A 26,395-nucleotide genomic window follows, 5' to 3' on the forward strand; every position below is an offset into this window, starting at 1 on the left:
CCCTTTTCCAATGCGGCACGCCGTCAGGACGGTACGGCCATCCCCTTCTTCACCGCCTCGCGCTCGCCCAGTTCCGTGAACCAACGCCAGACATTGGGAAGCCTCTTCAGGTCGATCTGATGCCATTCCCAGCGCGCGACCCAGGGATAGGTGGCGATATCCGCGACGGTGTAATCCCTACCGGCCAGATACGGCGCGTCCCCCAAACGCTTATCCATCACGCCGTAAAGGCGGTGCGCTTCCGTGCGATAGCGTTCTTCGGCATATTCCGATTTGCCCGGATTGAAATGCAGGAAATGGTTTGCCTGCCCGAACATCGGTCCGACGCCGCCCATCTGGAACATCAGCCATTGATGGGTGATGGCCCGCGCGCGCGGATCGGACGGCCACAGCGGACTGCCGCATTTTTCCGCCAGATAGACCAGGATCGCACCGGTTTCGAACAGCGCCAGCGGTTCCCCGCCCGGCCCGTCCGGGTCGACAATGGCGGGAATCTTGTTGTTCGGGCTGATCTTCAGGAAATCCGGCGCGAATTGCTCGTCCTTGCCGATATTCACCGGGATCACCCGATAGGACAGCCCCATTTCCTCCAGCCCGATGGATACTTTCCGGCCGTTCGGCGTCCCCCAAGTGTATAGGTCGATGGTCATTTTAGTGATCCGATTCTTCCATGAAGTTCTTGCCCAGGCCGGTATCGTATTCCAGCCCCGCCTTGGTCAGCGTCACCGCGCCTGTTTCCGGCCCATGCGCCAGGCCCTTTCGGGCCAGGGCAACCCAGACCGCCGGATTCGAAAAGCCGCTGGCATCGCGGGCATGCACGACATAGGGACCGACATGGACGTGATCGCCATGGGCATGCGGTACCTGGATCAGGGTCGCGTCGCCGGATTCCGGGTTGACCACGGCCCCGCCGGGGTGCCGGGCGACGACCTGGGCCAGGACCAGGGTCCGGGCCTGTAGCTTGTTCAGTTTCAACGGGTTCGGGCGCTGCGCCATTCTGGTCCCTTTCGATGGTCTGGCCGGGGATGCGACCGTGGGATGCCCCACGTTGTGTCCGCGCTTTGTCGTCAGGACAACCCTCCCGCCGACCTTTGGTCAACCCTTTCATCATTCTGACACATAACCTGCACGCGGTTGAAACGCTACGCGCGTAGATCAAGACTCGAAAACCGGGGGAAACGTCCCGGAAGCGAACGGTGCCGCCGATAAGAGGGCGGATGCCGATTCGTGATGTGTCGTTAGTCGATTAGGGACTGTCATCGGGCGCCCCCTCCTGCCGAGGGATCCTCCGCCCAAGGGGATCGAATGCTAGAAATCCGCACGCTGACCAAAAAGTTCGCCGATATGACGGCGGTCGATTCCGTCAGCCTAACCATTCCCGAAGGAAGCATGGTCGGAATCATCGGCCGGTCCGGTGCGGGAAAGTCGACCCTGCTGCGCATGGTCAACCGACTCGCCGAACCGACCAAGGGGACGATCCGGTTCCACGGGCAGGAGGTTTCCAGCCTGAAAGGCGCGGGCCTACGCCAATGGCAGGCCAGTTGCGCCATGATCTTTCAACAATTCAACCTGGTCCCCCGTCTGGACGTGCTGACCAACGTGATGCTGGGACGGTTGAACCACATCGGCACGGTGCGCAGCGTCTTCAAACTGTTTTCCGACAAGGACCGGATGGACGGTTTGCTGGCGTTGGAGCGGCTGGGCATCGAACAGACCGCGTTGCAGCCTGCGGGCACCCTGTCCGGTGGCCAACAGCAGCGCGTGGCCATCGCCCGCGCCCTGGTCCAGAAGCCGAAGCTGATCCTGGCGGACGAACCGATCGCCTCCCTCGACCCGTTAAACGCGAAGCTGGTGATGGACGCGTTGAAACGGATCAATGAAGAAGACGGCATCACCGTCGTCTGCAACCTGCACACGCTCGACACCGCCCGCAGCTATTGCGAACGCATCGTGGGGATGAGCAAGGGCAAGGTCATCTTCGACGGCGGGCCAAACGACCTAACCACGGACGAAGCCCGCGAAATCTATGGCGCCGGGGACGATTTCAACGAGGCCGCAACCTCGACGTCCATTTCCGCCGCCGCCTCCGAAAAGACACCCGAAGCCGACATCGACGAGCCGGCGGCCTCGGGCAAAGTCGTCAACCTCTGACGGCGGGCTCGTGCTCGACGGGCGGCGGGGGGTCCTTCGCCCGGAATGCAGATCACATGGAACACGAAAAGGGTAGACCATGAAAATGAAGCTATTTGCGGCTGCTGCGGCGACCGCTGCCATCATGTCCGCTGTCGGGGTTGCCCAGGCGGAAGACCTTACCGAAATCCGCATCGGCATCCTGGGCGGCGAAAACGCCAGCGACCGGTTGAAGGCCTATACCTGCCTGGAAGAAAAAGTCGAAGCGCTGATGGGCGTCGAAGCCTCCGTCTTCGCGCCGGCCGACTATTCCGGCGTCATCGAAGGCCTGCTGGGCGGCAACCTCGACCTCGCCTGGCTGGGCGCGTCGGGCTACGCGGCGGTCTACATCGCCGACCCGGAAGCGGTTGAACCGGTCCTGGTCAAGGTGAATACCGACGGCTCCTATGGCTACTACTCGATCGGATTCGCCCGTGTCGACAGCGGCATCACCAGCCTGGACGACATGAAGGAAAAGGTCTTCGCCTTCGGCGATCCGAACTCCACCTCCGGCTACCTGATCCCGTCCATCGAAATCCCGCAGAAGGGCTATTCGATGAAGCCGGGCGAATACTTCAAGGACATTAAATTCTCCGGCGGTCACGAACAGACCATCGTCGGCGTGTTCAACGGCGACTATGACGGCGGCGTCACCTGGGCCGACGGTCTGGGTACCTGGGAAGAAGGCTTCAATTCCGGCGCGCTGCGCAAGGCGACCGACGCCGGTCTGGTCGACATGACGGAAATCCGTGAAATTTGGCGCTCGGACGTCATTCCGGAAGGCCCGTTCGTCGTCCGCAAATCCCTGCCGGAAGACGCGAAGGTCAAACTGACCGGTCTGCTGGCCAGCCTGCCGTCGATGGACCCGGATTGCGCCTATGGCGTCCTGGCCGGTGACGCGAAGGGCCTGGCCCCGATCACCCACAAGGCCTATGTCAGCGTGATCGAAGCCCGTAAGGCGAAGATCAAAAACTAAGTTTCGTTGCGGATCGGCGGCGTCGGGAACACTCCCGGCGCCGCTGTTCTTTTCCCTTCTCTTACGGTACCGGCGCGACATATGACCGACAGTACGCTCAGCATCGGACAGCTGCATTCCCATTTCAGCGAGATGGAGAAACGGCGGCGACTCTACACCGTCCTGTTCATCGCCGGTTCCCTGATCATCTTCTTCGGCGGCTTCAGCATCGCCGAAAACCTGAATTCCGGCGGGTTCTGGCAGGGCCTGTCGAAATTCATGGATTATCCGGCGGCGATCGTTTCGGACACGCTGAACGCCGACGACTGGCTGGTGACGATCGTGGGACACGTCCCGGCATTGATCGAAACCATCAACATGGCGGCGGTTTCGACCCTCTTCGGAACACTGTTCGCCATGATCCTCGCCTTCTGCTCCTCCCGGAATCTCGGCATCTTCGCCTGGATCGTGCCGATCGCGCGGCGGCTGATGGATATCACCCGCGCCTTTCCGGAACTGATCATCGCGCTGTTCCTGATTTATCTCCTGGGCGCGACGCCGATCCCGGCGATCATCGCGGTCGCGTTCCACACGGCCGGCGCGCTGGGCAAGCTGTTTTCGGAAGTGAACGAGAATATCGACAAGAAACCTTTGGAAGGATTGCAGGCGACCGGCGCGACCTGGCTTCAACGCATGCGCTTCGGCGTCCTGCCGCAAGTTCTCCCGAACTATTGCAGCTATGCCCTGCTGCGGTTCGAAATCAACATCCGGGCTTCCGCCATTCTGGGCTTCGTCGGCGCCGGCGGGATCGGTCAGGAATTCCGCACCGCGATCAGCTGGGGCGCGGGCGATCAGATTTCCGCCCTGTTCCTGCTGCTGTTCCTCACCATCGTCGCCATCGACCAGATTTCCAGCCGCATCCGCCGCAGTCTCGTCGGCGGCGCGTTCCAGATGGCCTGACGGGAAGGACCGCGCCATGAGCACCATCGCCCATTCCACCGACATGTCGATCAGCCGCGCGGAGGTTCTGAAAACCTCCCGTCGCGCGACGATCTGGCCGATTGCCGGACTCATCCTCGCGTTCGTCTATCTGGCCTATGCCTGGTTCGCCTTCGATGTCGGCGGCGTGCTGGCCAAGGCCGATTGGGAACGCGGCGCGCTGATGTCGCGCGACAGTTTCCATTACAAATATCAGGTCGAGTTGGCCCGCCGGAACGACGAATTGTCCGTCACGGTCGAGGGCGGTCGCGGAACGGAACAGGATCCCCTGCCCGCCTGGATCACCACGGATGGGAAGCAGACCCGCGTTGATCTTGGCGACGGCTATCGCGCCGTGATGAACGCGAACGCATTGACCTATACCGAACCGGACGGTCGCCAATTCGTCGCCGAGATCAAAGGGAAGGAAGTCGTCGTCAACGGCTATCGCGCCTTCTTGGACGAAACGGAAAGCCGGTATCGCTATTTCCCGGAAACGGCGCCGGAGCGGACGAATGTGGTCGACTATGCGGACCTCGTCGCCCTGGGCGTCCTGCCCGACGGATCGTCTTTCGCCCCGTCGAAGTTCGAATTCCACCCGGACTATTACAAGGATGTGCGCATCACCCGTGCGCAAATCCGGGTACAACGATATTTCTTCGGCTGGGAATATTTCTGGTTCGGTCCGCAATCGCCGCTGGTCGACAAAAGCGCCGCCGAAGTCTGGGGTATCGTTTGGTCCGGCGATCGGATTGACCCGGCGCTGTCCAACGCCGAATTCGTCTTCCTGCAATTCTGGCGGAACCCGGACTGGCAGCATAACGAGATGTTCACCGCGTTGCTGGAAACCCTGTTGATGGCGTTGCTGGGAACTTTTGTCGCCGCCGGTGTCGGTCTGCCGCTCGGCTTCCTGGCCGCCGCGAATTTCAACCCGATGTTCGCAAGCCGGATGGTGCTGCGCCGCCTGTTCGACTTCCTGCGCGGCATCGATCAGATCATCTGGTCGCTGATCTTCATCCGCGCCTTCGGTTTGGGGCCGCTGACCGGGTCGCTGGCCATCGCCTTCACCGATACCGGCACCCTGGGCAAGCTGTTTTCCGAAGCGATCGAAAACATCGACAACAAGCAGGTGGAGGGCGTGCGCTCCACCGGCGCGGCGGCGGTCCAACGCTATCGCTTCGGCGTGATCCCGCAAATCCTGCCGGTCTTCGTCTCTCAGACACTCTATTACCTGGAATCCAATATCCGGTCGGCGACGGTCATCGGCGCCCTGGGCGCCGGGGGAATCGGCCTGAAGCTGGTCCAGGCGTTGCAAACCCACAAGGATTGGGAAAACGTCATGTATCTGATCTTCCTGACGCTGATCGTCGTTGTCGCGATGGATATCGGGTCGGGGTGGCTGCGGCGTAAACTGATCGGCGAAAGCACCCATTGATCGGTCCGGAACCTTTTTCTCCATGTGCGAAAAGCAGGCTTTCCTCGATACCGCCGTCGAACTGGCCGAAATCGCCGGGCCCATCGCGCGGGCCGCGTGGTTCGGGCAAACCGATGTCGGCTATAAATCCGACGGGACGGCCCTGACCCAGACAGACCTGGACATCGAATCCGCGTGGCGGGATTTGTTGTCCCGCCGGTTCCCGGATCATGGAATCCTGGGCGAGGAATACGGCGAAGACAGGACCGGAAGCACCTATACCTGGGTTCTCGATCCGATCGACGGAACACGGCAATTCGGCACCGCCCTGCTGAACTTCGCGTCACTGATCAGCCTGTGTCGCGATGGAAACCCGATATTGGGCATCATCGACCTACCGCTTCTAAGCGCGCGCTATACCGGCCTCGAAGGACATGGGGCACGGCTCAACGATACCGACATCAAGGTCAGCGGTATTAGCGACATGGCTCGGGCGAAGCTCAGCCTCGCCAATCCGGAAAGCTTTGTGGGACCGGAAGTGCCGCGCTTCGAACGCTTGCAATCGCGCACGGCCTTGAAGGTATTCGACGGCGGCGCGCCCGCTTACGGTGCGCTGGCCCGCGGTAGAATCGATATCTGCCTGAACGGCAATGACCTCGACCCCTATGACATCTGCGCCCTGTGCCCCGTCGTGATTGAGGCCGGGGGATCGATTACGGGCTGGTCCGGCGAGGCTCTAGGATTGCATTCCCATGGCGGTATCGTGGCCAGCGGTTCCGACGCGTTGCACGAAACCGTCTTGGACGTGTTGCGGTAAGGAAAGCGGGAAGACGCTTGGCGATTATTCCGCCGCGTCCTGTCCCGGGTCGGAGACCGGCGATCCGCCGATCTGTTCGAACTTCTCATTTTCGATATAACCGGCGCTGCAATTCCGCCCGTGGTGTTTCGCGAAGTACAAAGCCTGATCCGCCTTGTGCAGCACGCTTTCCACGCTATCGATATCGAAATCGAACATCGCAACACCGATGGAAATCGACACATTGAGGCCTTTTTCCGGCCCGCCGCGCACCGCCATCGGCACCGACACGATACTTTTGCGCAGGCGTTCGGCCACGACACCGGCGACGGCATAATCGGCGTCGGGCATCAGCACCACGAACTCCTCCCCGCCATGGCGGGCGATCGTGTCGATGGAGCGCACGTTCTGGCCGATCCGGCGACTGAGCTCCACCAGAACCTCATCCCCCGCCGCATGACCGTAGGTATCATTGATTTTCTTGAAGAAATCGATGTCGAACATCATCACGGCCAGCGGCTTGCCGCCGGCCCGGACACGATCGACCAACCCGGCAAGGTGGGCGTTCAGATAGCGCCGGTTGTACAGGCCGGTCAGACTGTCCGTCAGTGCCATGGCCAGACTGCGTTCGTAATTCTCGCGCAGTTTTTCCTGATACCGCTGGCGACGGATCTGTGTGCGCACACGGGCCAGCAGTTCCTGCTTGTCGATCGGCTTTATCAGATAGTCGTTGATGCCGATATCCAGGGCCTTGGTCAGGCGGTTGGTGTCGTCTTCCTCCACCGTCAGCAGCAGCGGCGTGTGCCGGGTCGATTCCGCCGCGCGGATATGACTGCACAGGCGCAGCGCATCCCCGGCGGCGAGCCGAAGATTGATGATCACCAATTCGTATTGGGTGAAGGCCAGACGCTCATGCGCCTCGTCAACGCTGGTCGCGATATCGGCCGTATCGGCGTCGCGGTCCAGGGAATCGACGATCTTCTGCGCATCGACGGGGCTATCCTCCACGACCAGTGCATGGGCATGGGTCGCGTCGACATTCAGAATCGACCGGTTTTCCCGCATAACCCCCAACTGGCCGGAGGTCTGTTCGCGCATCCGCCATTCGTCCATCAGCATCTTCAAACGCACGAGCGACCGGACGCGGGCGAACAGCGCCGCATCGTTTACAGGCTTGGTCAGGAAATCGTCGGCCCCGGCCTCCAACCCACGCACGCGGTCGCTGGAATCGGACAGGGCCGTCACCATGATGACCGGGATATGCATCGTGTCGGGATCGCGCTTCAGGCGTTCACAGACCTCAAACCCGTCCATGCCGGGCATCATGACGTCCAGCAGGATGATATCCGGCTGGTCGTGCTTCGCCATTTCAAGGCCGGTCATGCCGTCGCGCGCCGTAATCACCTCGAAATACTCACTGGTGAGTTTGGCCTCCAACAGCTTGACGTTGGGAAGCAAGTCATCGACCACGAGTACGCGAGCGGTCATGCGCTATCGGTCCTCACTGGTAGCGGTCCCGGCGACGGCGTAAACGCGTCAGGACAGAAACTTTTCAACAGTGGACAGGAAATTGGCGACGGAAATCGGCTTCGCGATATATGCCTCACAGCCACCTTCCAAAATCTTTTCCTCATCCCCCTTCATCGCAAAGGCCGTCACGGCGATCACCGGAATATGACGCAGATCGTCATCTTCCTTGATCCATTTCGTGACTTCCAGCCCCGACACTTCCGGCAATTGGATATCCATCAGGATCAGATCCGGTTTATCGCTACGGGCGATCTTCAGCGCCTCCATACCGTCCTTGGTCTGAAGGATATTATACCCTTTGGAATCCAACAGATCGTGGAACAGCTTCATATTCAATTCGTTGTCCTCAACGATCAATACCGTCTTCGCCATTTGGACCCCTTTTCCATACACCCGACACATAGTATGCGCCGCGGCGACGAGACCTCGCAACCGGGACGATACAAATTCAACCCCCAAAACGTCCCAGAATAATTTTCTTGGGGCACAGCATGACCGACCCCACCGGGACTTGTCAAAACACGGGACTGAAAATTCTTTCTAAACCATAATGCTGGGCGTTGCGACGGATTTCGAGACAAAGATGACAAAGAACGGCCTGCATATCGGCATAGACTTGGGTGGCACAAAGACATCGGGGGTCCTTATGGAAGAATCCGGTGCCGTGCGACGTCATATTCGTATCGCCAGCCCACGCGGAAACTACGACGATACCGTGCAGGCGATTCGTACCCTGGTCGACGACCTGACCGATTCGACGGCCCCGAACTGCCCAGTCGGTGTCGGCATACCCGGCGCGATCTCGCCGGCGACAGGCCTTGTAAAGAACGCGAATTCGACATGGTTGATCGGGCGCCCCATCGATCGCGACCTGACCGCCGCTCTGGCGCGCCCGGTGCGCGTCGCGAACGACGCGGACTGTTTCGCCCTGTCCGAAGCGCTGGACGGCGCGGGTGCCGGATATAGATCCGTATTCGGCGTGATTCTCGGGACGGGGGTCGGCGGCGGCTTGGTCTTCGACAGGCGCCTGCATGAGGGACCGAACGCTATCGCCGGGGAATGGAGCCACAATCCCCTGCCCCGCCCCGATCCCGAAACGGACCCGTTACGCGATTGTTATTGCGGGCGGACCGGCTGTATCGAAACCTTCCTCAGCGGTCCCGGCTTGGCCGAAGATCACTTGATGCGAACCGGGGAAGCGGCAACACCGGAAGAAATCATGGCGGCGGAAACACCGGATCGGGAAAACAGCCTGACGCTTTATGCCGACCGCATGGCGCGCGCCTTGGCGACCGTGATCAACATTGTCGACCCGGAGGTCATCGTCCTGGGGGGCGGTCTTTCCGGTGTGACGGCGCTTTACGACCTTGTGCCCGACCGCCTGACCCGTCACGTCTTTTCGGATACGGTCCGCACACGGCTGCTGCCCAACCGTCACGGCGACGATAGCGGCGTTCTGGGGGCCGCACGGCTCTGGCTCTCGACGTCGGCCGTATCATGACCGACACCGTCCAATTGTGCCGCGACTGCCTGCATATCGAACGGATGGATGCGAATGCGCTCGGCCCGCGACGATGCCCATCCTGTCACGGGTCGCGTCTGATCCGTCATCCGGAACTAATGGACCTGTCCATCGCGCATATCGATTGCGACGCCTTCTATGCTTCCGTCGAAAAGCGGGACGATCCCAGTCTGGCGGACAAGCCGGTCATCGTCGGCGGCGGCCAGCGCGGTGTCGTGTCCGCCGCCTGCTATGTCGCGCGCATTTATGGCGTCCGATCCGCCATGCCGATGTTCAAGGCGCTAAAGGCCTGCCCCGACGCCGTCGTCATCCGCCCGAATATGGAAAAATACAGCGCCGTGGGCCGACAGATCCGCGCGCTGATGCTGGATGCGACGCCGCTCGTCGAACCCTTGTCGATCGACGAGGCCTTTTTGGACCTGTCCGGGACGACACGCCTGCATGGACGCCCGCCCGCCGCAACGCTGGCGCATTTGGTAAAGCGGATCGAAACGGAAATCGGGGTCAGTGCCTCCATTGGCCTCAGCTACAACAAGTCGCTAGCGAAAATCGCCTCCGACCTCGACAAACCACGCGGCTTCGCCGTGTTGGGACGCGCGGATGCGCTATCGTTCCTGGAGGAACAGCCTGTCGGCATCATCTGGGGCGTCGGCAAATCGCTGCGGGCCAAGCTGGAACAGGACGGGCTGCGCACGATCCGCGACTTGAAGAAGATCGACAAATTCGACCTGATCGCCCGATACGGCGCGATGGGAAAGCGCCTATATCACTTCGCACGCGGCGAGGACGATCGCGGCGTCCAACCGGACGGCGAAACGAAAAGCATTTCCGCCGAAACCACCTTCAACGCCGACCTGTCGGATATCCAAAGCCTGAAGGAGGAACTGTGGCCGCTGTGCGAGAAAGTGGCCCGGCGCATGAAGCGTCAGGGCTTCGCCGGGCGCAGCGTGCATCTGAAACTAAAGACCGCCGACTTCAAGACCGTGACCCGATCCCGTACCCTGCCGGACCCGACCCAATTTGCGGAGGTCCTGTACCGCACCGCCGCGCCGATCCTGGAAAAGACGGTCGAAGGAAGAGCCTTCCGCCTGATCGGGGTCGGCGTCGCAGACCTGACCGATCCGGTTCTGGCGGACCCGATCGATCTCGCCGATCCCGACTCCGGAAAGCGTGCCAAGGTCGAACGCGCCATCGATGCGGTCCGCGCGAAGCTGGGCGACGGCGCGCTAAAGAAAGGGCGCGGCTGGCATTAATGTCGATGCATAGCCCAGCGCGGCGGACACCAACAACACGCCGATCACCCCCAGCTTCCGGGAAAACAGTAGGGCTGCTGCAATCACGGTAATGGCCAGGGCATACAGGTCGATCCCACCGCCTTCCACCGTCAGGACCTGAATCCCGAACCAGATCGCCAGATTGGCGATAACGCCGACGACGGCGGCCAGGATCGCCGCCAGCGCCGCCGTCAGGCGCGGCCGGTCCTGCAATTTTTCGATTACTGGCGCCCCCAGAAAGACCATGGCGAAACAGGGCGCGAAGGTGACCCACAGCGTCAGTACCGCCATTGCCGCGGCTCGCCAAAGGCTGCCGTCCGGCCCATATCCGGCCAGAAAGCCGACAAATTGCAACACCAGGATCAGCGGCCCCGGCGTCGTTTCCGCAAGACCTAGACCGGCAACCATCTGATCCGCCGTCAACCAGCCATGGTTCTGCACCGCTTCCTGCGCGACATAGGTCAGAACGGCATAGGCCCCGCCGAAAGTGACCAGCGCCATCTTGGAAAAGAATGCCGCCACATCCGCCGCAACGCCGCCCAGGACCAAGGCACCACCCAGGACGATGCCCCATAGAGCGAGCGCCAGAATGCCGGACCGCCGCGCACTTGCCGCTCGTGCTGAGGCGATGGCCGGGTCTCGCCGCATGGCCTGATCCAGCAAACCTTCGGGCAGGTCCGTACCGCCGCTTTTTCCCCTGCCGTCGAACCGTCTTGGCACAGCGAATCCGACCAGTGCCGCACCGCCGACGACCAGCGGAAACGGCACGGCGAAGACGAACAGTGCGACGAAAGCCGCCGCCGCCAGCGCCCAGGACAGATATCCGTGCAAGGCCCGGCGCGCGACTTTCAGCAGCGCTTCCGACACGATCGCCAGTACCGCACAGGTCAGACCGAAGAAAAAGGCCGCAATCGCCGGGACACTGCCCGCCGTGACGTAGAGAACGGCCAGCCCCGCCATAACGACGGCGCCGGGCAAGATGAAAAACAAACCGGCGATCCAGCCCCCCACGGCCCCATGCATCAGCCAGCCCAGATAGGTCGCCAATTGCTGTGCTTCCGGTCCCGGCAGCAATGAACAGAAATTCAGCGCTGTCAGGAACTTGCGTTCGCCTAGCCAGTTGCGCTCTTCCACCACCTCGCGGTGCATCAGCGCGATCTGCCCCGCCGGGCCGCCAAAGGATAGGCACCCGATCCGAAACCAGATGCGCGCCGCCGCCGACACTGTCGGCAGACAGTCCACCGTCCCTTTCGAAATATCTTCCTGACTCACTTGCTCTTCCCCCCTGCAGGCGGCCAGTCGTGGCCTTCTTGGGCCGCATCACGGCACCAGCGATAGAACGCATCATAGAGAGCCATGGACGCATCCAATTGCTCCAAATCGTCCCGATAGGTCCGCGACAACCCCAGCGACACCGCCAGCAACCCCGCCGATTCTGGTGCCAGATCATGGCGATCCGTATCGGCCCCACGGACAATGGTCGCAAGGTGCGACAACGGATCCGTCGCGATGCCGAATTCTTCCAGCATCGTATCGAAGCTGCATCGCTCACCACGATGGCTCCAAAAAATATCTTCCATATCGAAAGGGATCGCGTTGAACCGGTCCGCAACCTCCATAACTTCCGATGCCGATACGAACAGAAATTCCGCATTCGGATCGACAAACCGCCGGATTAGCCAGGGGCAAGCGATGCGGTCGATCTTCGGTCTCGCGCGGGTAACCCAGCGGGTCGTTCGTCCGGCCGCCAACGTCGGCAACGCATCCGTTCGGACCAGCGGCAGACCGGCATCGCGCCACGCATTGAAACCACCTTCCAGCGTTTCGGCAGGCACGCCACGTCCGCGCAGGATTGCTGCGCCCCCCTGGCTGAGCTTCAGCCCTTTCTGGCACACGACAACGGCCTTTCGGATGTCGCCGGAAAAGCGGCCTTCGGATATCTCTCGATGGGAAACACGCGTCGACGCCGGAATAAGCCGCGCGTCCTCGGCAAAATCCTCGTCGATACGCACATCGAGAACCTGCGGACATTCCGGCGTGCCGATCAAGCGGGATAGTTGGGATAAGGATATTTCAGTCGGAGAAGTCATCTCACGCCCTCGCGTCGATTAGTATGTCGATGGGACGCGAAACTTCGGCTGACGCCTCACGGGGTGATCGCTTACCCCATATGGAAAAGATACTGTTCTCCCGATGGCCGAGTCAATTTATCAAAATGTTTGGTAGTGTCTCAGTTTGAAAATTGATCCTCGTTGACAGGGTATCGCATCCTGTCCAGGCTTCCTATATGCTTAGCGGAAAGCATTGGAGGATAAATGGCCGATTGCATGACCATCACAGGCCTGATCTTGAACCTAGCCGGCGTTCTGCTTCTTTTCCGCTATGGAATGCCATTCCGCGTCTCATCAGATGACGGCGAACGCGTGGTGGTTCCAGCCGGACCTGAAACCAAAAAACTCGACAAACGGTATGAAGTGATCGGTTACATCGGGCTCGCGGCCATCGTCATTGGTACGCTCCTGCAAATTTTCGCCGTATTAGGAGTAAAGTGATGCCTAAAGGACCGCGAGGACAGAAGCGACCCGCCGACGTGATCGGTAATGCTGTGCTCATTGCGCAGATCGCCACGGGCGAGGTTGAGGACGAAATCGAGGACGACGGGAAAGACCCCGCCGCGAAAGCTCTTGGTCGAAAGGGCGGCGCAGCGCGTGCCGCAAAGCTGACGCCGGAGCAACGCCGTGAGATTGCCAAAAAGGCCGCTCAAAAGCGGTGGGGAAAGAAAGGCAGTCCTACCGCTTCCGGTCAAAAATAGATACGACGTTACCGTGTTGATTCTCTAATTCAGATTTTAGGGTCGGTTCGGCTCTTTTTTGAGTCGGAGCTCCTAGCGTACCGGGCTCTAGATCAGCCAGTTCTTCTAAGTCCTCTAGAGGGAATGGTAGCGCACTACGGATATCAGAGACTGTTTGCACCTCTTTTTCCAGCAGCAATTCAAAACTCCGCCTTATAAGGTGCGGAGATTCTTTTTCCATCTTCCCATCAAAAGGTTCACCTTTGCGCCACCCTCGGCGCGTATAGTTCATCCACATGCGCTTCGCAGAAATATCATCTAACAAATCTAGAGATTTGCAGCGCATTATCATGGCGCCGACCGAAACCCCCCACCGCTCCTTCATACTCAAGAATCCATCCAAAGTCGGTGCGTACAGTTCATCCAAAAAATCCGGTTCTGGAAGCAGCATGAAGCTTGCAAACGTATCAGCCTGCTTTTCCAGAAGTTTGTATGTCGAACGATCGCTTAGATGTTTGAAGGTCACATGACGATGGAAAAGAATGTGGGCTAGTTCATGCAATGCATCAAAGCGTTGTCTCGCTGCACTTGCCTTGTCGCGAGACAACATCATGAACGGGATACCAAAGCGATCCGACCACTGCGAAAAGGCATCGACCTTCTCGGCACGAACATGGATGCGTGAAACCAAAATCCCGCTTTCCTCAACCTTCTCCAACACATCGGGTAGCGGACCACCGCGTACGCCCCATGCCGCTCTGACGCGAAACGCGGCATCTTCAAGGAAATCGGTGCTGATACGAGTTGGATCCCTGGGGGTATCAAAGTCGAGGATAGATAGCGCGGGAAAGTCAAAGAACTCACCCAGGTAGTCGACCGTTTCTTTTAACCATTCCAAGCGTACGGCGGCACGATCAAGGTCTGTGGTGAGCGCTGTAAGCTTTGATCGCCAAAACACCGGTCTCTGGTCGAGAGATGGTTGCGGACGGAAAAAATATTGGCGTGGAAACCCCAAGGCTGTGGCCAATCGGTCAACAGTGTCATGCCTTGGAGTCTGATGCCCATTCTCGTACTTGCTAAGCGACTGTACGCTAACCTCGACAATACTCGCCAAGTCAGCGGCCGTAACACCTCGCGCCCGCCTAGCTTCTGTTAGGCGGTATCCTGTAAATCCAACTGCCGTGCTCATTTTTCTACCGTTTTGCGTTCGGTGCCAGCCTTCCATGCCGGTTCTCGAGTAGGCTTCGCAACCTTTTTCTCTTCTGGATAAAGCGCGAGCAGTTCCGGCACACTTATCGAAACCGACCATGCGCGCATATCGTGGCTCGGGACGCAAAACATGAGCGATCCGAGCTTCTGTTCCTCTTGTCGGAATTTTCGACCAACAGGATTGTGCGCCAAAAGCGCATAGAATTTTTTCAGATCGTAGATTTCAGCGTCATCGTCGATTGGCAGCCGAGGACAACGGGCGGAAGCGGCCAGCGCTTCTCTAAATCGTGCGGGATGGGGCAGATCGCCTATTCGCTGAACATATGATTGGGTCATCCCAAACGCCCCAGATGTCACATAGGCGTGGTGCCATTTGTTTAGTGGCAACGATTTTGCTGTGGCCGCCAACCCATGCGCGGTTGCAGCCTGAACAAAATCCCAATCGACCCTGAAACAGCGGTTCTGGGTCAGTTTAAATATACGCTGTTCTTCCAGCGTCGTTTTGCTGTGTTGAACCTCGGAGTATTCTTCATCATACGCCCTTCTGATGCGCTCCATGGCTTCGTTGAGAAACCCGCGAGGGACATGAGCGATGGTCTGTTCAATGATGTGCTCTTGTAGCCGCTGTTCGTCGGTGGCCATACGTGAAGCCCTTCAGCAAGTTGCCTTAAACGTCGAAAACAGTGTATGGCTTAAAGTCTTATGTGTCAATATCGACTGGCGATTAAACAATGCTTGACGGTAAGCATAAAAGTTCATATATTAGGGACATGAACAAATTGCCCCTGCATAAGCGCGTGATGATCCTGAACCTTCTTGTGGAGGGTTCGTCCATGCGGTCGATCAGCCGGACGGTCGGAGTGTCGATCAACACCGTGACCAAGCTGCTGGTCGAGGCTGGGGAAGCCTGCGCTGCCTATCACGATGAAGCGGTGCGCAACGTGAAAGCCGCGCGCGTTCAGTGCGACGAAATCTGGTCATTCTGCTATGCTAAGGAAAAGAACGTCGCGACCGCGAAGGCTGCGCCGGATGGTGCGGGAGACGTGTGGACGTGGACAGCGATAGACAGCGATAGCAAGATGATCCTGGCCTATGAGGTCGGTGATCGTTCTGCGGCTACCGCTATCGAGTTCATGGACGACCTGCGGGCTCGTCTGGCAAACCGGGTGCAGCTTACGACGGACGGCCACAAGGCGTATCTGGAAGCCGTGGAAGGCGCGTTCGGTGGCGACGTGGATTTCGCCCAGCTTGTGAAGCTGTACGGCGAAAGCACCGACGGAAAGCGCCACGAGAAGAAATACAGCCCAGCCGAATGCACAGGCACTAAGAAGCGCGTTGTGGAAGGTAAGCCGGACATGAAGGCGGTCAGCACGTCTTACGTGGAGCGGCAGAACCTAACGATGCGTATGGGGATGCGCCGGTTCACTCGCCTGACCAACGGGTTCAGCAAGAAGCTGGAAAACCACCTGCACATGCTCAGCCTGTACTTCGTCCACTACAACTTTGTGCGCATCCACAAGAGCCTAAAAGTCACCCCGGCGATGGCGGCGGGTGTTGCGGATACGCTTCATGATATGGAGTGGATCGTTTCGCTAATTGATGCCCGCGCGCCGAAACCAGGGCCGCGTGGACCGTACAAGAAAAACTTATCCGAGCCCGAGTAAAAGGCTCAACTGGAACGCCGCATCGTCCGTGTGTATTTGAGCGAGAACCTCGATTGAGTTCGGGTCGGATGCCTTGGTTCTATATAAAAAATATCCGCCGACGCCATCATACTCAGGTCCCGCCAACAGAGCTTGATCTGAGGATAGAGGCGATATTCTTAGACTCGTATCATTATCTACAGTTGCGCTATAGTACTGCATCGCTTTCTCAGAGGTTCGTATGGAAAAGAAAACGCATCGTGAGGCCCCCTCGCCAGAAATTCCTCTCCAATATCTGGCCGACTACATGGGGGCATCCAATCAAGCCCGCCGGAGCATCGTCCAGAAATGCAAGTACAAGGCACTTGCACGCACCTTTCAGCACCAGATTGCTAGGAAAACAATAACAGATCACTTACTTGACGGGAATCCCCTCCCTGGCGATTTAGCGGATAAGGCCGAAGAAATACGAAATCGGATAGCAGATACTCCGTTTGACGCCACACTGCACGGCTACAACGCCGACTTTGTAGACGCATTTGCCGCCGTCTCAAGCACAATAGATTTTTCATCGTTTGAACTGGTTGCGCCGCCGGAAATCGAGAATCCGATGTACAACGGAACCATCGTTCGTTTTACTCCCAGCCTGTTGAGCTATCGCACGACGAAAGCGAACACGCAAAAAATCGGCGGGATAATGTTTAGATACTCCAAAGGGACGCCGCTAAACGAAGATGTTGGTGGGTTCCAGGCTGCGTTTATGTATGGCTTTTTTACCGATTCCCCGTTTATCGAAGAAGCCAAGCCAGAGCGCGGTCTTTGCCGGGTGATTTGCGCCCTATCGGGAAAAGTTCATACGGCGCCAGTCAAACCGATTTATAAGTTCAATGAGATGAAGGCGGTTTGTTACGACATTGCTGAGAAGTGGGAAAATATCGCTCCCCCTTCCGGCGCGATTCTCTAGGTGCCCCTATTTTCAAACTGAGACACCACCAAATGTTTCTCTAACTTCGACGTATGACGTTAAGGAATTGAATCATGCCCACGCTGCCCCGCGTTCTTGCCACCCGCCTCATGCCGGATGCCGTCGAAACACGGTTCCGGGCCGAATTCGATGCCGTTGGCAATGATGCCGACGACGCGCTGGATGCGGCGGCTTTGGCAGACCGTGCGCGGGGATGCCAGGGCGTGATCTGCACCCCCACCGAAAAGATGGATGCCGCCGCCATTGCCGCGCTGCCCGACAGTGTGGAAATCCTGGCCACCTTTTCCGTCGGCTGCGACCATATCGATCTGGATGCCGCGAAGGCGCGCGGCTTGATCGTGACCAACACGCCGGACGTCCTGACGGCGGCAACGGCGGATATCACCATTCTGTGCCTGCTGGGCGCCGCCCGGCTGGGACAGGCATCCGAAGCGACGCTGCGCGAAGGCCGTTGGGGGCGCTGGTCGCCGACCTTCCAACTCGGCGTCGACCTCAGCGGTAAGCGGCTGGGCATCCTGGGCATGGGCCGCATCGGTCAGGCCGTGGCCAAGCGCGCCGCCGGGTTCGATATGACGGTCTTTTATCACAATCGCCGGAAGCTCGATTCCAGCGATGAACATGGGGCGACATTCTGCGCGGATGCGGCGGACATGCTGCGGCAGAGCGATTTTCTGGCCATTACCTGCCCGTTGACCGACGAAACGCGGCATTGGTTGAACGCGGAACGGATCGCCCTGCTGCCCGACGGCGCGGTGGTTGCGAATACGGCGCGCGGCCCCGTCGTCGTGGATGACGACCTGATCGCCGCGCTGGACAGCGGTAAGGTCTTTGCCGTCGGCCTGGATGTCTTCGACGGCGAACCGAAATTCGATCCGCGCTATCTGGACCGGCCGAACGCCTTCCTGCTGCCACATATCGGATCGGCGACCGTCGAAACCCGCAATGCCATGGGCTTCCGTTGCCTGGACAATCTGGCCGCCCATTTCGCCGGACACCCCTTGCCCAGTCGCGTTGTGTAAGATGTCCGCCCCGCTAACCCTTTTCGGCTACCGGTACAGTTCCTATACACGGATCGTCCGGATCGTGCTGCGGGAATTGAGGATTTCTTACGCGTATCACGAGGCCGATCCGTTCAGCGAGAACCCGCCGAAAGACCTGCTGGACATTCATCCTTTCGGCCATGTCCCCGCCCTGCGGCACGGCACTTTCGCCCTGTACGAAACCGCCGTGATAACACGCTACCTATGCGAAACCTTCCGTGGTGAGGACGGCAAATCGCCCCTGTTGCCGGACGACACGCGCAAGGCCGCCCGCATGGCGCAGGTCATTGCGATTATCGACGGCCACGGCTATCGGCCGATGGTGCGTCAGGTCTTCGCCCAGCGCGTTTTCGGCCCGGCGGAAGGGCGAACACCGGACGAAACGGAAATTGCGGCTGGAATGAAGGCGTCCGCAAAGGTCCTATCCGTCCTGGACGGGATCGCGGCGGAAGGACTGTGCCTGGACGGACGAACCGCCACCCTTGCGGATTGTCATTTAGCCCCGACGATCGATTATTTCATAAAGGCGCCGGAAGGGGCGGCACTGTTCGACACCTATCCCGCGCTAGCGCATTGGTGGCGAAGTTTGCCCGTGCGCGCGGCGCTAGACGCGACAGACCCTGGATTACCAAACGACGGAACCTGACTCGTGGCCGAGCCCCCCCATAAAGAAACCGCGCTGATCGTCGGCGCGGGGCCGGTCTGCGGCCCTGGGTCGAACGGTTCTGAGCGCGCCGTGTCACCGCAATTCTCGCGTTTTGGCGTTGTACTTCCGCTTCTTTGACTGGTTGCCGCATCGCGACATACTGCACCATCGACGTTTTCCGGGGCGAGACCGATCGACGAATAGAACGGAACAATCGTCCGACGCGCAGCGTTTCATTTTTTCCAGTTCCGGTCCCGCCAACAAGTCGACGGCATCCCGGGCTATTTCCCCCAGCGCGGCTTCCAACGTAGTTCCCTGGTTCGATGTTAGGGTCCGGCCATCCTTTGCCAATTGCGGCGGCGAAGCCTGAATAGCCGCGTATCGGTTCACCACGTCGATATCCTCCGCCGCCGGAACACGGCCCGCAAAAACGGTGTCCGCCACGCGGCACAATGCGTTCCGAAGCCCCAGAACCACCGATAAATCATGTGCCGACAGCGGTTCCGGGATCGGGTAGCGCGCCACGGTTCGGAACCACGCCGTCGCTGCCGCCGTGTCAGGCAATCTCTCCAAACCGTCGCCGCCCCGGTCGCCGAGCGTGGCGATCAAGTCCAGGGAGGGACGCCCTGTTTCAGTATGAAAATCCATGTCCGACATCCCTGCCTCCTTCACAAAAAATTGGCACTAGTATAATCGGTGCCAATTGGTTAGTCTATGGCACCTATTTAACTGGTGCCAAACGAGGAAACATCAAATGCCCCATGCTACGCCCTGGATCGAATTCACGCGCACGACTGTCGAAACGGAACATGGACCGCTTTATGTCCGGCGTGCGGGGTCCGGACAACCGCTACTGTTGCTGCATGGTTTTCCGCAGACCGGACACACATTTCGGATGATTGCACCGGCCCTGTCTGCGCATTTCGACGTTTTCGTTCCCGACCTGCCTGGTTACGGCAAAAGTCCGGGACCGGAATCGAACGAGGATGGGACGCCCTATGACAAACGGTCTGTCGCTCGCACCATGGCCGCAATGATGACGGAATTCGGGGCGGACCGCTTTCTGCTTGTCGGTCACGACCGGGGCGCGCGGGTCGCATACCGCATCGCCCTCGACATGCCGGAAAAGGTTGCGGCCCTTGTCAGCCTCGACACGGTTCCCACAATCGCCGTTTGGGACGGCATGACCTATGAGAAAGCAATCTCCGCGTTTCACTGGCCGTTCCTCGCCCGAGAGAAATCATTAACCGAACCGGTATTGGCCCGTGCATCGGACATCTTGATTGGGAGTTTCTTGGATGCTTGGGCCCATATTCCGCTGGCCGACGATGCGCGCGAACGCTACCTGTCCGCCTATCGTAACCCGGCGGTTCAGGTCGGCGCTTGCGCGGATTATAGAGCCGGTGCCGGACCGGACATCGCGGCGGACCGGGACGACGTTGCCGCGGGCCGCATGATCCAATGCCCTGTGCTTGTTCCCTATGGACGGTACTACACCCAAACCGACCCCGCACCGGCTTGGGCTTCGTTCGCGCAAGACGTTCGATCGATTGCCATCGATTGCGGCCATTTCCTATCCGAAGAAGCCCCCGAGGCACTGTTGCCCTTGCTTATGCGGTTTCTGCAAGATCCACGATAACCCTCTGACCCGGAATCGGATTCCGGGTAACTGGGCAGGAATCGCCAGCCCTGAATCGCATCCCGTGTACTAACGCATTGAATCTTGGACTTATTCGGACTGGCACGCAGCTTGCGCTTACTCCCCCATCGATCCGTTGAGGGAGAGTGAGAGATGAGTGAAGCGATCCTGGCGCATCTGTTGGATACGACGGTCCATCCCGATGATCCAGTTGCGGAGCTGACAAGCAAGCTGATGGAGGACGTGTCCATGGAGAATGCTGGTGCGCGCGGGTTCAAGCGGCTGCTGGAAGAAGCCCTGTCCGCCGCGTTCGAGGCACGACGCGCCCTGCATGCCGCGGAAAAGAAAATCGCGCTGCTGGAACATCAGGCCCTGACCGACCCGGTCACCGGCCTGCTGAACCGACGCGGCTTTGAACAAGCGCTTCAGACCGCGATGGCACGAATGCAGCGCTTCGATGAAAAGGGCGTGTTGGTCGTGGTCGATCTCGACAAATTCAAGACGATCAACGACACGATGGGCCATCAGGCGGGCGACCGTGTGCTGGAAACGGTCGGCGCCATCCTGACCCGTCACACCCGTGACACGGATATCGTCGCCCGGATCGGCGGTGATGAATTCGCCCTGATCCTGCCGGAAGCCGATGCCGTCGGTGCGAAACGGCGGGTCAAAATCCTGGACCGCATGATGAACCTGACGACGGTTCCCTGGCGCGGCACGGAAATCCCGCTGCGGGCCAGTTTCGGCACTGTCCCCTACGGCAACGGCGAAACCCCGACGGAACTGTTCTCACGGGCCGACCGGGCGATGTACGACAACAAAAAATCGCGGGGCGAGTCCCTGCCCGCGCTGTCCTGCGTCAGATAGCGTCGCTTTCCGAGCACTCGCCCTTTCAAAACCGGCGAATTCTTTCCGAAGCCAATCCAGGCTTTGGGGAGAGAGACATGGGGTTGAATTCGATTGCGACGGTCGGACGTGCCCGGCAGGCCCGGCAACACGGCGCCATGGAATATTCCGACGCGCCGGTCGATCTGGACATATTGCGCGGCTATCGCCTGAACCGGCTGCGCGACGCCCTGAAAGCCGGGGATTATGCAGGCGGTCTTTTCTTCAACCAGCTCAATACCCGTTACGCGACCGACGCGACGAATATGCAGGTCTGGTGCGCCCATTACGAGGCCCGCTGCGTCTTCGTTTCCACCGAAGGACCGGTCGTCCTGTTCGACTACTCGAACCACCCGCATCTGGCGGAAGACCTGCCCGGTGTCGACGAATATCGGGTTATCCCCGCCTTCTATTTCTTCACCGCGGGAACGCGCGGGGAAGAACGCGTCCAACTCTTCGCCGATCAGATCGCCGACCTTGTGGCGAAACACGGCGGCGGCAACCGTCGGATCGCGGTCGACCACCTGTCGCTCATGGGCGCGGAAGCCCTGCGCGACCGGCAGGTCAGCCTGCATGACGGCGAAGGTCTGGCAGAAGTCGCGCGATCGATCAAATCACCGGAAGAACTGGTCCTGATGAAAGCGTCCATGGATGTCTGCGAACAGGGTATCCGCGAAATGCGGGAGATTCTGGAACCCGGCATCACGGAAAACGCCCTTTGGGCGAAACTGCATGAAGTGAATATCCGCCTGGGCGGGGAATGGATCGAAACGCGGCTACTGTCGTCCGGCCCGCGCACCAATCCCTGGTTTCGCGAATGTTCCATGCGACCGATCGAACGCGGCGACATGGTGAGTTTCGACACCGACCTGATCGGACCATACGGCTATTGTTCGGATATCTCCCGCGCCTGGATTTGCGGCGACAAACCCAATGACGAACAACGCCGCCTTTATTCGAAAGCCTATGAGCAGATCGAACACAATATCGCACTGTTGGGGCCGGGTCGGTCTTTCCGAGACGTGACACACGAGGCATGGGCGATCCCGGAAGAATTCCTGTCCAACCGCTACAGCAGTTGCATGCACGGTGTCGGGCTGGCCGACGAGTATCCGTCGATCAAGCATGCCGCCGATTTCGACCTGAAGGGCTACGACGGCGTTTTCGAACCGGGCATGGTCGTCTGCGTCGAAAGCTTCATCGGTACCGCAGGCGGTCGGGAAGGCGTTAAGCTGGAAGAACAGGTCGTCATCACCGAAACCGGCATCGAACGGCAATCGACCTATCCGTTCGAAATGGATTGGCTTTAAGCAATCAGGCACGCCTTCCTATCAGCGTAGGGACAGATCCTTCGCCATCCAATCGAGATAGCCCCGGATCGCAGCGTCGTCCCGTTTGCAGTAGGACCATTTCAGGTGTTTTCGGACCGTGATGAAGCCTGCCTGCCGCAGAATGTCCAGGTGTCGGCTGACCGTCGGCTGTGAAATGGACAAGGCCTCCGCAATCATTGTCATGCAGACGCCGAATTCCACGGGGTCGGCGGACCATTGATGACCGAAATGCCGTCCCGGATCCGACAGGAGACGCAATACCTCCAACCGGGTGTCGCTGGCCATGGCTTTTATTTGCATTGATCGATCCATACTCCCATCATATCGTTAATTAGCTAATTGACAATATGGATAGATCGCAATGCTTGAGCTTCCGAACACGTCGATCATCGAGGGCAATGCCGTTCGCTGGGGCAAAATCGGCAACGGCCCGCCGCTTGTCGCCATTCACGGAACACCGTTTTCCGCGCAGGTCTGGCGGCGGATCGTGCCGCATCTGACCGACCGAAGGACCGTCTACTTCTTCGACCTTGTCGGATACGGACAGTCGGAAATGCGATCGAAACAGGACGTATCCCTGGCCGTCCAGAACCGGGTGCTGGCCGCCTTGTTCAAAGAATGGGGCCTCTCACGCCCCGACATTCTGGCGCATGACTTCGGCGGCGCAACGGCCCTGCGGGCCTATTATCTGAATGGATTACGGTATGCCTCGCTGACGATTTTCGATGCCGTCGCTCTTGCGCCCTGGGGATCGCCCCTGGTCCAGCATGTGCGGCAGCATGACGCCGCGTTTTCCGGCATGCCGGATTACATGCATCGCGCATTGCTGCGGGCCTATCTGCAGACGGCGGCACATATGCCCCTGTCGGAAGAAGCATTGGATATTTATAGCGCACCGTGGCTCGGCCCCGTCGGACAACCGGCTTTCTATCGTCAAATTGCGCAGATGGACCAGAAATTCACCGATGAGATCGAGGGCCTGTACAACCGTTTGGACTGCCCCGTTCGCGTTCTTTGGGGCGTGGAGGACGACTGGATTCCCTATGCCAAGGGGGAAACGCTGGCGGCAGCGATTTCCGACCTGCCTTGCACGCCAATTCCCGGCGCGGGGCACCTCGTCCAAGAGGACCGGCCGGAAGCAATTGTCGCCGCGGTGCTGAAGGCAATCGCCGCCGGATAACGGCAACGGGGCTGTATTATTCTATTCCGCTAGTCCTGGATCGGGATACATATAGGCGCGCGTCAACGGCACCCGTTCGACATGCTTCGCCATCTGGATTTGGAACACCATCAGACCGTCGTGCCGGAATGCCATTTCCGACCCGGCCAGATAGAATTCCCACATACGGCAGAACCGTTCGTCATAGATCGCCTTCGCCTTGTCCCAGTTATCCAGGAACCGCATGCGCCAATGCCGCACCGTTTCGGCGTAATGGATGCGCAGGATTTCGATATCCGTCGTCCATAGGCCCGATTTTTCCACCCGATTCAAAACCTCCGATACCGCCGGGATATACCCGCCGGGGAAGATATATTTGCGGATGAAGGGGCTGGTGATTCCCGGCGGTTCGTTGCGTCCGATGGAATGCAGGACCGCGACCCCGTCGGGCGACAGCAGCGCATTCACCTTGTCGAAGAAGGTTTGATATTGCGGCACGCCGACATGTTCGAACATGCCGACCGACACGATGCGGTCGAACTGTCCTTCGACCTTGCGGTAATCGATCAGCTCGAACTTCACGCGGTCGGCCAGTCCGGCTTCCTCCGCCCGGCGGCGGGCGACGCCCAACTGTTCCGTCGACAGCGTGACCCCCAGAACCTGTACGTCCGGCGCCGTCCTCGCCAGGGTCAAGGCCATGCCGCCCCAGCCGCAACCGATATCGAGAACCCGGTTTCCAGGCTCCAGCATCAGTTTACGCGCAATATGAGCCTTTTTCCGTTCCTGAGCCTCGTCCAGGGTCAGGTTGCCCGTATCGAAATAGGCGCAGGAATATTGCCGGTCCTTGTCCAGAAACAGATCGTACAATTCCCCGGAAAGGTCGTAGTGATGGGCAACGTTTTTCCGCGCCCGGTGAGCTGGATTGATCTGATGCGCCTTGCGCAGCAGATGGCCGAACGTGCGGCTGATACCACCCGGCGTGTTGCGACCATTGTCGATATTGCGCCCAATCAATTCCAGCAAATCGTATATCCGGCCATTCCGGATTTCGATCTTGCCTTCCATATAGGCCTCACCCAGGCCGGGGTCCGGGTCCAGCGCGATGCGGTTACCGACGGACGGTTCTTTCAGGACAAGAACCAAGTCCCGCGCATCATCCCCCCCGGTTTCGCCATAGGCACGACGGCGTCCCTTCGCGTCTTCGATGATCAACCGGCCACGTTTGATCAGCCGCCGCAAGATTCGATCCAACAGCACGACACCTACTCCCACTCAATGCGGAATCCCCACCGCATGTAGTTTAGAGTAATCCAAAAATAATTTTGAAAACAAGAGATGGTGGTAGAATTTTACATCAATTGCCGGACGACTTCGCCTTGCGCCATGCCGCAACGTTCCGGTTGTGCTGTTTCAGGGTTTCGGCGAAGGCATGCCCGCCAGTCCCATCGGCCACGAAATACAGGTCTTTCGTCGGCATCGGGTTCATCGCCGCCGCAATCGCATCCCGGCCGGGATTGGCGATCGGTCCCGGCGGCAGACCGGTGTTCTGATAGGTGTTGTAGGGATTGTCGACCTTCCAATCCTGACGCGTCAATTCCCGCCCCAACGGCCCCTGCCCACTGGTCAAGGCATAGACCACCGTGGGATCGGATTGCAGGCGCATACCCTTGTTCAGACGATTGACGAAAACGCCCGCGATATGCGGCCGTTCCAACGCGACGCCCGTTTCCTTTTCGACGATACTGGCAAGGACCAGGGCTTCTTCCGGGGTGGCGTATGGCAGGCCCGCCGACCGGTTCTCCCATAAGTCCGCAACCACCGCCTGCAGGGCAATCTGCATGCGCCGGACGATATCGGCGCGGCTTTCGCCCCGATTGAAATGATAGGTTTCCGGCAGCAGGGTTCCCTCCACCACGCCGTCCGGCAATTCGCCGGTCAGGTCCGTATTCTGACGCAAGAGATCAAAGATTTCATAGACCGTCAGGCCCTCGGGGATCGTCACCGCATGGGACAGAACGTCATTGTCCACCAGCTTGCGTGTCACCGCTTCCGGTGAAACCGCCGGATCGAACGCATATTCACCCGCCTTCAAATCCCGGTATTCACCGGTATAGCGCAACATGGCAATGAAAACTTCGGGCCGGTCGAGGATACCGGCTTCCGACAATTGGCGGGCGATCCGTTGCAGGCCGGATCCGGGTTCGATGACGACAACGGTTCGCTCTGCCAGGGGACCCGGTGCGCGGTATTCCTTCTGCGCCCACTGAAACAGGGCGAAGACTCCCCCGCCGGTCAGCATGACGACGATACAGAAAAGGATCAGTAAACGCCGGACGACCCGGCCAGCCCGCCGGGCGCCCTGATCGGGCGCGTCTTCCGGCGGCGGCGGGTCGGTTTCCGGATCGCTCACGAACGATAGATCCCGGCTG

General features: G+C 59.4%; 29 protein-coding genes. 17 read left to right on the plus strand and 12 right to left on the minus strand.

Annotated features, from left to right (window positions below; translation table 11 throughout):
- Positions 1-23: 23 nt before the first annotated feature.
- Positions 24-650 (minus strand): glutathione S-transferase family protein, encoded by a 627-nt coding sequence (locus HH303_RS07105; protein WP_169624536.1) that lies wholly within the window; start codon positions 648-650, stop codon positions 24-26.
- Position 651: 1 nt separating this feature from the next.
- A complete protein-coding gene (locus tag HH303_RS07110) occupies positions 652-996 on the minus strand; it encodes a hypothetical protein (protein ID WP_169624537.1) in 345 nt (114 codons plus the stop codon).
- Between the two features lie 309 nt (positions 997-1,305).
- Here HH303_RS07110 and phnC point away from each other — a divergent pair, with 309 nt between their 5' ends.
- The 5 genes from phnC (at position 1,306) to HH303_RS07135 (ending at position 6,333) form a co-directional block, all read left to right on the plus strand.
- Positions 1,306-2,151, plus strand: a complete 846-nt coding sequence (gene phnC / locus HH303_RS07115; RefSeq protein ID WP_169624538.1) for a phosphonate ABC transporter ATP-binding protein — start codon at positions 1,306-1,308, stop codon at positions 2,149-2,151.
- Between the two features lie 79 nt (positions 2,152-2,230).
- The gene (gene phnD, locus HH303_RS07120) at positions 2,231-3,145 is read left to right on the plus strand and encodes a phosphonate ABC transporter substrate-binding protein (protein WP_169624539.1); all 915 of its coding nucleotides are present in this window, start codon (positions 2,231-2,233) and stop codon (positions 3,143-3,145) included.
- Between the two features lie 81 nt (positions 3,146-3,226).
- Positions 3,227-4,084 carry a phosphonate ABC transporter, permease protein PhnE gene (gene phnE / locus HH303_RS07125; protein ID WP_169624540.1) on the plus strand — a complete coding sequence of 286 codons (858 nt, stop codon included), beginning with the start codon at positions 3,227-3,229 and terminating at the stop codon, positions 4,082-4,084.
- Between the two features lie 16 nt (positions 4,085-4,100).
- Positions 4,101-5,537, plus strand: coding sequence for a phosphonate ABC transporter, permease protein PhnE (phnE, locus tag HH303_RS07130; RefSeq protein ID WP_227421613.1), 1,437 nt, complete (start codon positions 4,101-4,103; stop codon positions 5,535-5,537).
- Between the two features lie 22 nt (positions 5,538-5,559).
- Entirely contained in the window at positions 5,560-6,333 is a 774-nt protein-coding gene (locus tag HH303_RS07135) for an inositol monophosphatase family protein (protein ID WP_169624541.1), read from the plus strand.
- A 24-nt stretch (positions 6,334-6,357) separates the two neighbouring features.
- Here the strand turns inward: HH303_RS07135 and HH303_RS07140 are convergent, their stop codons facing one another.
- Both HH303_RS07140 and HH303_RS07145 read right to left on the minus strand, forming a co-directional pair.
- Positions 6,358-7,800: a PleD family two-component system response regulator gene (locus HH303_RS07140; protein WP_169624542.1), complete on the minus strand. Its 1,443-nt coding sequence runs from the start codon at positions 7,798-7,800 to the stop codon at positions 6,358-6,360.
- A gap of 48 nt (positions 7,801-7,848) precedes the next feature.
- On the minus strand, positions 7,849-8,214 hold the full coding sequence (locus tag HH303_RS07145) for a response regulator (protein WP_169624543.1): 366 nt from the start codon (positions 8,212-8,214) through the stop codon (positions 7,849-7,851).
- 211 nt (positions 8,215-8,425) lie between these two features.
- Between HH303_RS07145 and HH303_RS07150 the strand changes: the two genes are divergently transcribed.
- The gene (locus HH303_RS07150) at positions 8,426-9,343 is read left to right on the plus strand and encodes an ROK family protein (RefSeq protein ID WP_169624544.1); all 918 of its coding nucleotides are present in this window, start codon (positions 8,426-8,428) and stop codon (positions 9,341-9,343) included.
- A complete protein-coding gene (locus tag HH303_RS07155; RefSeq protein WP_169624545.1) occupies positions 9,340-10,617 on the plus strand; it encodes a DNA polymerase IV in 1,278 nt (425 codons plus the stop codon). The genes HH303_RS07150 and HH303_RS07155 overlap by 4 nt, the downstream gene beginning before the upstream one ends.
- Here HH303_RS07155 and chrA read toward each other — a convergent pair.
- Complete coding sequence (gene chrA, locus HH303_RS07160; protein WP_169624546.1) at positions 10,591-11,910, minus strand: chromate efflux transporter; 1,320 nt, start codon at positions 11,908-11,910, stop codon at positions 10,591-10,593. The genes HH303_RS07155 and chrA overlap by 27 nt on opposite strands.
- On the minus strand, positions 11,907-12,728 hold the full coding sequence (locus HH303_RS07165; protein WP_169624547.1) for a chromate resistance protein ChrB domain-containing protein: 822 nt from the start codon (positions 12,726-12,728) through the stop codon (positions 11,907-11,909). The genes chrA and HH303_RS07165 overlap by 4 nt, the downstream gene beginning before the upstream one ends.
- Positions 12,729-12,953: 225 nt before the next feature.
- On the opposite strand from HH303_RS07165, the gene HH303_RS07170 reads away from it, so the two are divergent.
- Positions 12,954-13,190, plus strand: coding sequence for a hypothetical protein (locus HH303_RS07170; RefSeq protein WP_169624548.1), 237 nt, complete (start codon positions 12,954-12,956; stop codon positions 13,188-13,190).
- Complete coding sequence (locus tag HH303_RS07175) at positions 13,190-13,450, plus strand: RNA-binding protein (protein WP_169624549.1); 261 nt, start codon at positions 13,190-13,192, stop codon at positions 13,448-13,450. Before HH303_RS07170 ends, HH303_RS07175 begins: the two co-directional genes overlap by 1 nt.
- Here the strand turns inward: HH303_RS07175 and HH303_RS07180 are convergent.
- Positions 13,428-14,654, minus strand: a complete 1,227-nt coding sequence (locus HH303_RS07180; protein ID WP_319637337.1) for a helix-turn-helix domain-containing protein — start codon at positions 14,652-14,654, stop codon at positions 13,428-13,430. The genes HH303_RS07175 and HH303_RS07180 overlap by 23 nt on opposite strands.
- Positions 14,615-15,280, minus strand: a complete 666-nt coding sequence (locus HH303_RS07185) for a hypothetical protein (RefSeq protein WP_169624551.1) — start codon at positions 15,278-15,280, stop codon at positions 14,615-14,617. Before HH303_RS07185 ends, HH303_RS07180 begins: the two co-directional genes overlap by 40 nt.
- A 128-nt stretch (positions 15,281-15,408) precedes the next feature.
- Between HH303_RS07185 and HH303_RS07190 the strand changes: the two genes are divergently transcribed.
- From HH303_RS07190 to HH303_RS07205, 4 genes are all read left to right on the plus strand, one after another.
- Positions 15,409-16,302, plus strand: coding sequence for an IS1 family transposase (locus HH303_RS07190; protein WP_227421614.1), 894 nt, complete (start codon positions 15,409-15,411; stop codon positions 16,300-16,302).
- A gap of 220 nt (positions 16,303-16,522) precedes the next feature.
- Entirely contained in the window at positions 16,523-17,245 is a 723-nt protein-coding gene (locus tag HH303_RS07195; RefSeq protein WP_169624553.1) for a hypothetical protein, read from the plus strand.
- Positions 17,246-17,319: 74 nt separating this feature from the next.
- Positions 17,320-18,285: a 2-hydroxyacid dehydrogenase gene (locus HH303_RS07200; protein ID WP_169624554.1), complete on the plus strand. Its 966-nt coding sequence runs from the start codon at positions 17,320-17,322 to the stop codon at positions 18,283-18,285.
- A 1-nt stretch (position 18,286) separates the two neighbouring features.
- Positions 18,287-18,952, plus strand: coding sequence for a glutathione S-transferase family protein (locus HH303_RS07205; RefSeq protein WP_169624555.1), 666 nt, complete (start codon positions 18,287-18,289; stop codon positions 18,950-18,952).
- A gap of 93 nt (positions 18,953-19,045) precedes the next feature.
- Here the strand turns inward: HH303_RS07205 and HH303_RS07210 are convergent, their stop codons facing one another.
- Complete coding sequence (locus tag HH303_RS07210; protein ID WP_169624556.1) at positions 19,046-19,600, minus strand: CGNR zinc finger domain-containing protein; 555 nt, start codon at positions 19,598-19,600, stop codon at positions 19,046-19,048.
- Positions 19,601-19,706: 106 nt separating this feature from the next.
- Between HH303_RS07210 and HH303_RS07215 the strand changes: the two genes are divergently transcribed.
- The 3 genes from HH303_RS07215 to HH303_RS07225 all read left to right on the plus strand — a co-directional run bounded on the left by HH303_RS07215 (position 19,707) and on the right by HH303_RS07225 (position 22,786).
- Positions 19,707-20,591, plus strand: a complete 885-nt coding sequence (locus tag HH303_RS07215; RefSeq protein WP_169624557.1) for an alpha/beta fold hydrolase — start codon at positions 19,707-19,709, stop codon at positions 20,589-20,591.
- A gap of 153 nt (positions 20,592-20,744) precedes the next feature.
- Positions 20,745-21,458, plus strand: coding sequence for a GGDEF domain-containing protein (locus tag HH303_RS07220; protein ID WP_227421615.1), 714 nt, complete (start codon positions 20,745-20,747; stop codon positions 21,456-21,458).
- A gap of 77 nt (positions 21,459-21,535) precedes the next feature.
- Entirely contained in the window at positions 21,536-22,786 is a 1,251-nt protein-coding gene (locus HH303_RS07225; protein WP_169624558.1) for a M24 family metallopeptidase, read from the plus strand.
- 21 nt (positions 22,787-22,807) lie between these two features.
- Here the strand turns inward: HH303_RS07225 and HH303_RS07230 are convergent, their stop codons facing one another.
- Complete coding sequence (locus tag HH303_RS07230; protein ID WP_227421616.1) at positions 22,808-23,107, minus strand: ArsR/SmtB family transcription factor; 300 nt, start codon at positions 23,105-23,107, stop codon at positions 22,808-22,810.
- A 61-nt stretch (positions 23,108-23,168) separates the two neighbouring features.
- Between HH303_RS07230 and HH303_RS07235 the strand changes: the two genes are divergently transcribed.
- Positions 23,169-23,987, plus strand: a complete 819-nt coding sequence (locus HH303_RS07235; RefSeq protein WP_169624560.1) for an alpha/beta fold hydrolase — start codon at positions 23,169-23,171, stop codon at positions 23,985-23,987.
- 21 nt (positions 23,988-24,008) lie between these two features.
- Here the strand turns inward: HH303_RS07235 and HH303_RS07240 are convergent, their stop codons facing one another.
- The gene (locus tag HH303_RS07240) at positions 24,009-25,223 is read right to left on the minus strand and encodes a class I SAM-dependent methyltransferase (RefSeq protein WP_169624561.1); all 1,215 of its coding nucleotides are present in this window, start codon (positions 25,221-25,223) and stop codon (positions 24,009-24,011) included.
- A 97-nt stretch (positions 25,224-25,320) separates the two neighbouring features.
- On the minus strand, positions 25,321-26,376 hold the full coding sequence (gene mltG / locus HH303_RS07245; RefSeq protein WP_319637338.1) for an endolytic transglycosylase MltG: 1,056 nt from the start codon (positions 26,374-26,376) through the stop codon (positions 25,321-25,323).
- Between the last annotated feature and the right edge of the window lie 19 nt (positions 26,377-26,395).

The sequence above is a fragment of the Pacificispira spongiicola genome, assembly GCF_012926505.1.
GTDB classification, from domain to species: Bacteria; Pseudomonadota; Alphaproteobacteria; order UBA8366; family Aestuariispiraceae; genus Pacificispira; species Pacificispira spongiicola.